8 protein-coding genes, 1 tRNA gene and 1 pseudogene are annotated in these 8389 nt (G+C 74.8%); 9 read left to right on the top strand and 1 reads right to left on the bottom strand.

Annotated features, from left to right (window positions below):
* The 7 genes and pseudogenes from HCN56_RS21305 to rsgA all read left to right on the top strand — a co-directional run.
* Positions 1-92 (top strand): annotated as a pseudogene (locus HCN56_RS21305) (universal stress protein); the annotation flags it as partial.
* Positions 93-675: 583 nt separating this feature from the next.
* Positions 676-1836, top strand: a complete 1161-nt coding sequence (locus tag HCN56_RS21300) for a helix-turn-helix domain-containing protein (protein WP_167973566.1) — start codon at positions 676-678, stop codon at positions 1834-1836.
* A 151-nt stretch (positions 1837-1987) separates the two neighbouring features.
* Complete coding sequence (orn, locus tag HCN56_RS21295) at positions 1988-2584, top strand: oligoribonuclease (protein WP_167973564.1); 597 nt, start codon at positions 1988-1990, stop codon at positions 2582-2584.
* A gap of 87 nt (positions 2585-2671) precedes the next feature.
* Positions 2672-2744, top strand: a tRNA-His gene (locus HCN56_RS21290).
* A 258-nt stretch (positions 2745-3002) separates the two neighbouring features.
* Positions 3003-3716 carry a M50 family metallopeptidase gene (locus HCN56_RS21285; RefSeq protein ID WP_167973562.1) on the top strand — a complete coding sequence of 238 codons (714 nt, stop codon included), beginning with the start codon at positions 3003-3005 and terminating at the stop codon, positions 3714-3716.
* A 141-nt stretch (positions 3717-3857) separates the two neighbouring features.
* Entirely contained in the window at positions 3858-5249 is a 1392-nt protein-coding gene (aroA, locus tag HCN56_RS21280; RefSeq protein WP_167973560.1) for a 3-phosphoshikimate 1-carboxyvinyltransferase, read from the top strand.
* A 12-nt stretch (positions 5250-5261) separates the two neighbouring features.
* Positions 5262-6263 (top strand): ribosome small subunit-dependent GTPase A, encoded by a 1002-nt coding sequence (rsgA, locus tag HCN56_RS21275; RefSeq protein WP_167973558.1) that lies wholly within the window; start codon positions 5262-5264, stop codon positions 6261-6263.
* Positions 6264-6328: 65 nt separating this feature from the next.
* Here rsgA and HCN56_RS21270 read toward each other — a convergent pair whose 3' ends face one another.
* The gene (locus HCN56_RS21270; protein WP_167973556.1) at positions 6329-6847 is read right to left on the bottom strand and encodes a TetR/AcrR family transcriptional regulator; all 519 of its coding nucleotides are present in this window, start codon (positions 6845-6847) and stop codon (positions 6329-6331) included.
* A 121-nt stretch (positions 6848-6968) separates the two neighbouring features.
* On the opposite strand from HCN56_RS21270, the gene hisN reads away from it, so the two are divergent.
* Entirely contained in the window at positions 6969-7766 is a 798-nt protein-coding gene (gene hisN, locus HCN56_RS21265; RefSeq protein ID WP_167973555.1) for a histidinol-phosphatase, read from the top strand.
* 161 nt (positions 7767-7927) lie between these two features.
* Positions 7928-8314, top strand: coding sequence for a CBS domain-containing protein (locus HCN56_RS21260; protein WP_167973553.1), 387 nt, complete (start codon positions 7928-7930; stop codon positions 8312-8314).
* The last annotated feature ends 75 nt before the right edge of the window (positions 8315-8389 follow it).

Raw genomic sequence — 8389 nt, 5'->3', positions numbered from 1 at the left:
ACGCGATCGTGGTGGGCTCCACCCACGGCCTGCTGGGCCGGGTCTTCGGCACGGTCTCCGGCCGCTTGGTGCGCCGCGCCCCGCTCCCGCTGCCGGCCCGAGGCGCCCCCGGAAACCCGGAACACCGGCAGTCCGCGAGGCAGACGCAGGTCGCGGCGGGTGCGTCCCGCCCCGCCGCCGCGCGCGCGTCCGTGCGCCGTCCGGCCGCCTTGCGGAAAGGGTGGCCGAGCGTGTTCTATCTGTGGCGGAATGTCAGCGGTGCTGCCGCCGGGTTCCGGCTGGGCGGCACGCTCTCCGGGCCGGCCTGATCACCGTCGGCCGAACCAGTCCGTCATAACTCCTATTTTCGGCCAACTTCCCAGGCCGGTGAGGGGGCCCCGGTGGCTCAGTGGCTGTGCGACAGGCGAGGACCCGTGCCTGCCCGTGGCTCCCGAGCGGTGCGTGAGACGCGCTGCCCAGGGGGAGTTGGGGCGCGAGGCCCGCTTCCGTCCGCCGCCGGGGCATGGAACGCTTCCTGAGCGAATGCTTCGCGCCACGGAGCAATGTCGTCGAAGCGAGGCGAGTGCCGAACTGGTCCCGCCCACCTCGTCCGACGCAGTAGATTCGATCTTGGCAAACACGTCGGGGGAAACGTGCAGGACCGAGAGGATGCGACAACCGAGGGAACTGAGGAGCATGAGCCAGGACCCAATGCACGGCCCCGAACCCGCGAAGGGGCACCGCTCGTTCGCGGTGGACAGCCTCGCCACCCGACGCCGCCGCGAGATCGTCGCGGTGCTGCTGTTCAGCGGAAGCCCACTGTTCGAAAGCTCCATCCCGCTCTCGGTGTTCGGCGTCGACCGCCAGGACTCCGGAGTACCGCGCTACCGCCTGCTCGCGTGCGCGGGTGAGGACGGACCACTACGCACCACCGGAGGGCTCGAACTCAGAGCCCCGTACGGTCTGGGAGCGCTCTCGCGGGCCGGCACGATCATCGTGCCCGCCTGGCGCTCCATCACCGGACCGCCGCCCACACCGGCACTCGCCGCGCTGCGGCGCGCCCACAGTGAGGGGGCCCGCGTCGTGGGCCTCTCCACGGGCGCGTTCGCACTCGGCGCGGCCGGCCTGCTGGACGGCAGACTGGCGACCACCCACTGGATGTACGCCCCGACGCTCGCCAAGCGGTTCCCGTCGGTCCACGTGGACCCCCGGGAGCTGTTCGTCGACGACGGGTCCATCCTGACCTCGGCGGGCACCTCAGCCGGCATCGACCTGTGTCTCCACATCGTGCGCGTCGACCACGGGCCCGAGGCGGCGCAGGCACTCGCCCGGAGGCTGGTGCTCCCGGCGCGGCGTCCACCCGCGGCGGAGGCCGCCCAGGGGCCCCAGCGGCACCTGGACAGGTCTTTACCAGAGGACATCGGCGCCGACCCGCTGGCCGAGGTCGTGGCCTGGGCGTTGGAGCACCTGCACGAGCAGTTCGACGTGGAGACGCTCGCCGCCCGCGCCTACATGAGCAGGCGTACCTTCGACCGCCGCTTCCGGTCGCTGACCGGAAGCGCGCCGCTGCAGTGGCTGATCACCCAACGGGTGCTCCAGGCGCAGCGGTTGCTGGAGGTGTCCGACTACTCGGTCGACGAGGTGGCGGGGCGGTGCGGATTCCGTTCGCCCGTCGCGCTGCGCGGGCACTTCCGGCGGCAGCTCGGTTCGTCGCCCGCGGCGTACCGGGCGTCCTACCGGGCGCGTCAGCAGCAGCAGGCCGCAGCCGCGGTCGGCCAGCCCGCGACGCGCACCAAGGCGCCGGTCGACGTCTACCCGCCGCGGCTGCCGCAGCAGCGGGCGCGGCCCCCGCAGTGACCCCCGGGGGCCGGTCCCACGACCGGCCCCCGCGCACGCCTCGGCCCCCGGCAGCCCGCCGGGGGCCGAGGCGTTCCCGCGCCGCCGGTGGCGCGGGAACGGGTGCCGTACCGGGCCCGGACCGGGACGACCACGCCGTAGGGTGGGGCGCATGAACGATCGCATGGTGTGGATCGACTGCGAGATGACCGGCCTCTCGCTGTCCTCCGACGCACTCGTCGAGGTGGCCGCGCTGGTGACCGACTCCGAGCTGAACGTGCTCGGGGACGGGGTGGACGTGGTGATCCGTCCGCCGGACGAGGCGCTGGCCCAGATGCCCGAGGTGGTGCGTCAGATGCACACCGCCTCCGGGCTGCTGGAGGAGCTGGCCGCCGGAACCACCCTTGAGGACGCCGAGGCGCAGGTCCTCGCCTACGTCCGCGAGCACGCCCCCGAGGCCGGCAAGTCCCCCCTCTGCGGCAACTCCGTCGCCACCGACCGGGGTTTCCTCGCCCGCGACATGGCGGAGCTGGAGAGCCACCTCCACTACCGGATCATCGACGTCTCCTCGGTGAAGGAGCTGGCGCGCCGCTGGTACCCGCGGGCCTACTTCAACAGCCCCGAGAAGCGCGGCAACCACCGGGCGCTCGCCGACATCCGCGAGTCGATCGCCGAACTCCGCTACTACCGCGAGGCGGTGTTCGTGCCGCAGCCCGGTCCGGACTCGGCCGCCGCGCGGGAGATCGCCGCCCGGCACACGCTCGACTGAGCCCCGGGGGCGCGCGGAAAGGTGGGCGCGAGCACCCCCCGGAAGCCTGTACACTCTTTGAGGCCGGTGCGAAAACAGCCGGTCATGGTGGGTGTAGCTCAGTTGGTAGAGCACCTGGTTGTGGTCCAGGTGGCCGCGGGTTCAAGTCCCGTCACTCACCCTGTAGTACGAGGCCCGGATCTCCGGGCGGGGAAACCCGCCCAGCGGTCCGGGCCTCGTCCGTTTCCCCCGGGTGGTGCCGACCCCGCCTCCGGCCCCCGGCATGGCCCCCGTGGCCGCGGTGAGCCCGGTTCTGACACCCCCCGTACCCCGGCCCGCATAGGATCGGCCCCCGCCGCCCCTGCCCGCGCAGGCCGACGGGGCGACGCACCGCACGACGGGGAGGCATGCCGCCGACCCGCCGCACGCCGAGGGACGCATGGACATAGCAGACATCACCGAACTCTGGGCCCGGGTCACCGGGACCCAGCCCGCCCCGGAGCTCTGGCTGGTACTGGTCACCGCCGGGGCCGCCCTGGCGCTGGTCGCCCCCTGGGGGATCTGGCGGATCACGCGCAACGCCGTCACCATCGCCCACGAGGGCGGCCACGGACTGGTGGCGCTGCTGACCGGCCGGAAGCTGGAAGGCATCCGGCTGCACTCCGACACCTCCGGGCTGACCGTCTCGCGCGGCAGGCCGACCGGCTTCGGCATGGTCCTCACCGCCGCCGCGGGCTACATCGCGCCCTCACTGCTGGGACTGGCCGGGGCGGCCCTGCTCGGTGCCGGCCGCATCACCATGCTGCTGTGGGGGGCCACCGCGCTGCTGCTGGCGATGCTGGTGATGATCCGCAACCTCTGGGGAGTGGTCACCGTCGTCGCGACGGGTGCCCTCTTCCTGCTCGTCTCCTGGCTCACCGGCCCCGAGGTGCAGGCGGCCTTCGCCTACGTCGCCGTCTGGTTCCTGCTGCTCGGCGGTATCCGGCCGGTGTTCGAGCTGCAGCGCAAGCGGCGCCGCGGCGGGGCGCGCGACTCCGACGCCGACCAGCTGGCCCGGCTCACCAAGCTGCCGGCCGCGGCGTGGCTGCTGCTCTTCCACGCCGTGACGCTGCTCTCCCTGGTCGGCGCCGCCCGCTGGCTCGTGGAGTTCTGAGCCGCCCCGCGCCCCGCCGCCCGTCCCGGGCCCGCCGGCCGCCCTCGCCACCCCGGCGGCACGGGGTGCGGGCCCCGTGAGGTGGCACCGGCGGGGACCGGAACGATCGGGTGACACTGGGTGACGCACTAGAGTGGCCCCATGACGGATCGCAGCGCTCCCGCCCCGCTCTGGCCAGCACCGACCGCCCCCGGCGGCGTCGAGGCGACGGTCGCGGTACCCGGCTCCAAGTCGGTCACCAACCGCGCGCTCATCCTGGCCGCGCTCGCGGGCGAGCCCGGCTGGCTGCGGCGCCCGCTGCGCTCCCGCGACACCCTGCTGATGGCCGAGGGGCTCCGCTCGCTCGGCGTCGGCGTCGAGGAGACCGTCGCCTCCGCCTCGGCCGCCCCGGGCGACGGCGGAGCCGGCGGCGAGGCCTGGCGGGTCATCCCCGCGCCGCTGCGGGGCGCCGCCACGGTCGACGTCGGCAACGCCGGCACGGTGATGCGCTTCCTGCCGCCCGTCGCCGCACTCGCAGACGGTGCCGTCCGCTTCGACGGCGACCCCCGCTCGCACGAGCGTCCGCTCCACGGCGTCATCGGCGCGCTGCGCGCCGTCGGCGCCCGCGTCGACGACGACGGCCGCGGCGCCCTGCCGATGACCGTCCACGGCGCCGGGGGGCTCGCGGGCGGCCGCGTCGAGGTGGACGCCTCCGCCTCCTCCCAGTTCGTCTCCGCGCTGCTGCTGCCGGCGGCCCGTTTCAACCAGGGCGTCGAACTGCGCCACACCGGCGCCGTGCTGCCCTCGCTGCCGCACATCCGGATGACCGTGGACATGCTGCGCCGGGCCGGCGCCCAGGTCGACTCCCCGGACTCCGGCGGCGAGGACGGCGTCTGGCGGGTGATGCCCGGCGCGCTCCGCGGCCGCGACCTCGTCATCGAGCCCGACCTCTCCAACGCCCAGCCGTTCCTGGCCGCCGCGCTGCTCACCGGGGGCAGCGTGACGATCCCGGACTGGCCGCGCGAGACCACCCAGCCCGGCGACGCCCTGCGGGAGATCTTCACCGAGATGGGCGGCGAGTGCGTGCTGGACGACCGCGGTCTCACGCTGCGCGGCACCGGCCGGGTGCGGGGGATCGACGTCGACCTCGGGGACGTCGGCGAGCTGACCCCCGGCATCGCCGCCGTCGCGGCCCTCGCCGAGTCGGAGTCGGTGCTGCGCGGCGTCGCGCACCTGCGGCTCCACGAGACCGACCGGCTGGCGGCGCTCACCCGGGAGATCAACGGGCTCGGCGGCGACGTGACGGAGACCGCGGACGGGCTGCACATCCGCCCCCGCCCGCTGCACGGCGGTGTCTTCCACACCTACGACGACCACCGGCTCGCCACGGCCGGCGCCGTGATCGGGCTGCTCGTCAAGGGCGTCGAGGTCGAGGACATCGCGACCACCGGCAAGACGCTGCCCGACTTCGCCGCGATGTGGCACGCCATGCTGGCGGGCGGGTCGGGCCGGGACGGCACGACCGGCGACGCGGCGCCGCGGGCGAGAGCCTGAGGAGCGCACGGCATGCGCCGCTACGGCAAGAACACCGACGAGGACGACATCCGGGTGCGGCCCTCCGGCCGCAGCCGCCCGCGCACCCACCGCCGGCCGCTCCACGAGGACGCCGTCGAGGGGTTCGTCGTCACCGTCGACCGGGGCCGGCTGACCTGCCTCGTCGAGGACCGCACCGTCGTCGCCATGAAGGCCCGTGAACTCGGCCGCAAGGGCGTCGTCGTGGGCGACCGGGTCGCCATCGTCGGGGACCACTCGGGACGGCCGGACACCCTGGCCCGCATCGTGCGGGTCGAGGAGCGCCGGTCGGTGCTGCGGCGCACCGCGGACGACCAGGACCCGTTCGAGCGGGTGGTGGTGGCCAACGCCGACCAGCTGGCCATCGTCACCTCGCTCGCCGACCCCGAGCCCCGCCCCCGGCTGATCGACCGGTGTCTCGTGGGCGCGTTCGACGCCGGGCTGGACCCGCTGCTGATCCTCACCAAGTCCGACCTCGCCTCGCCGGAGACTCTGCTGGAGAGCTACGGCACCATCGGGGTCCGGCACGTCGTCACCAGCGCCGAGTCCTTCGACGACGCCACCCTCGGCCGGGTGCGGGAGCTGCTCAAGGACCGCGTCACGGCCTTCGTCGGCCACTCCGGGGTCGGCAAGACCACCCTGGTCAACGCGCTCATCCCCGACCGCGCCCGCGCCACCGGGCACGTCAACGAGGTGACGGGACGCGGCCGCCACACCACCACCTCGGCGCTGGCGCTGCCGCTGCCGGACGACCCGGGCTGGGTGATCGACACCCCGGGCGTCCGGTCCTTCGGCCTGAACCACGTGGACCCGGCGCGGGTGGTGCTCGCCTTCCCCGACCTCGAACCGGGCACCGCCGGCTGCCCCCGGTCGTGCAGCCACGACGAGGAGGGGTGCGCGCTGGACGCCTGGGTCGCCGAGGGCCACGCGGACCCGGCGCGGCTGTACAGCCTGCGCAGGCTGCTGGCGACGCGGGAGCGGCGCGAGGGCGACTGACCCCGCCGCCGGGCCGCCTCGCAGCCGGGTCCGCCGGTGCGCGGCCGTCGTGCGGCCGGTGCCGGTCAGCCACGGCGCGGGACGGCGGCGCCCGGGGCGACGAGCTGCGAGATGGCGAGTCGGACCGCGGTCTCGCAGCGCCGCGCCGCGCCCGGGTCCCCGATCGGCGCGTTGCCGCGCCGCTCCAGCGCCGCCACCGCCCGGTCACGCACCCGGCCCACCAGGGCGGCCGCGCCGTCCGGCGGGACGGGCAGCCCGTCGCAGCGGCACCCGGTCAGGGTGGCGTGCACCAGGCGGTCGCTGCGGGCGGCACGGACGATCCACTCGCCGAGCAGGTCCAGCAGTTCGTCCCGGGAGGCCCGGGAGGCGCGGTCGAGCCGGATCTCCAGGCCGCGGACGAAGGCGTCGAGCTGCCGCCGCAGCAGCGCCTCGGCCAGACCGGCCTTGTCCCCGAACTCGTTGTAGAGCGTCTGCCGGGAGACCCCGGCGCCCGCCGCGACCCGGACCATGCGCACCTCCGCCCAGGAGTCGCGTTCCAGCGCGGCACTGGCCGCGTCGAGCAAGGACTCGCGCGCTGTGGGCATCGTCGCCTCCGGCATCGGCACTCGGCCTGCTGCCGGACAGGATCGGCGCGGTGCGCAGCCGTGTCAATACACCCCGCGACCGGCCGTGGCCGCCGGGCGGGCCGCCGGATACGGTGGCGCCATGCCCGAATACGACGACGACCTACGGCTCGCGCACGTGCTGGCCGACACCGCCGACGCCGCCACGATGGAGCGGTTCCGCGCCCTGGACCTCGCTGTGGAGACCAAGCCGGACATGACCCCGGTGTCGGAGGCGGACAAACGGGCCGAGGAGCTGATCCGCTTCTCCCTCAGCCGGACGCGGCCGCGCGACGCCGTGCTGGGGGAGGAGTTCGGCGGTGAGGGCGCCGGCCCCCGGCGCTGGGTGATCGACCCGATCGACGGAACCAAGAACTACGTGCGCGGGGTGCCGGTCTGGGCCACCCTCATCGCGCTCACCGAGCTCGACGCGGAGGGCCGGGAGCAGCCCGTGGTGGGCGTCGTCTCGGCGCCCGCGCTCCAGCGCCGGTGGTGGGCGGTGCAGGGCGGCGGCGCGTACACCGGCCGCAGCCTCACCTCGGCGACCCGGATGCAGGTCTCGGGGGTCTCGCGGGTCGAGGACGCGTCGTTCGCGTACTCCTCGCTGGACGGCTGGGAGCAGCGGGGCGCGCTGGAGGGTTTCCTTCAGCTGGGTCGGGACTCCTGGCGGACCCGGGCCTACGGCGACTTCTGGCCGTACATGATGGTCGCGGAGGGCACGGTCGACTACTGCGCCGAGCCGGAGCTGTCGATGTGGGACATGGCGGCCAACGCCGTCATCGTCACGGAGGCCGGCGGCCGCTTCACCGGCCTGGACGGGCGCGACGGGGTGCACGGCGGCAACGCGGCCGCCTCCAACGGGTTGCTGCACGAGGCGCTGCTCGGCTACGTGGGGGGCTGAGCGCGCCCCCGGGCCGCCGCGGCGGCCCGGGGGCCGGAAGCACCGGGTGCGGCGGCCGCCCTTGCCGCTGCCTCCGCACGCGTGTGACGATGGGCGGGAGAACGCTTGTGAGCTTGTGATTCGGTTCTCGTGGTGCGGGAGCCGTGAGAGAGGCGGCCCCCATGCTCGTCAGAGACGCCATGACCTCGATCATCCTGACCGTCGGCCCGGAGCACACCCTCCGTGAGGCGGCCCGGCTCATGTCCCACCACCGCGTGGGCGCGGCCATGGTCCTCGACCCCGCGACCAGCGGGGTGGGGATCATCACCGAACGCGACGTGCTGCGCTCCGTCGGCGCCGGGCAGGACCCGGACGCCGAGCGGGCCGGGGACCACACCACGACGGCGGTGGTCTTCGCGGCGCCGACCTGGACGCTGCTGGAGGCCGCCTCCGCCATGACCGCGGGCGGGTTCCGTCACCTCATCGTGCTCGACGACGACGGCCCCACGGGCATCGTGTCGGTCCGCGACATCGTCAACTGCTGGACCCCGGTGCTCGCCTCCCGCTGACCTCGGCCGAGACCGCGGGCGGCACGCGGCGCACACGCCACCGGCCCGCCCCCGCGCCCTTGACGGGTGCGGGGG

It is taken from the genome of Streptomyces lonarensis (assembly GCF_012033735.1).
Taxonomy (GTDB): Bacteria; Actinomycetota; Actinomycetes; order Streptomycetales; family Streptomycetaceae; genus Streptomyces; species Streptomyces lonarensis.
Note: the sequence above shows the minus strand (reverse complement) of the source record. Positions and strands in the feature narration are given on the sequence as shown.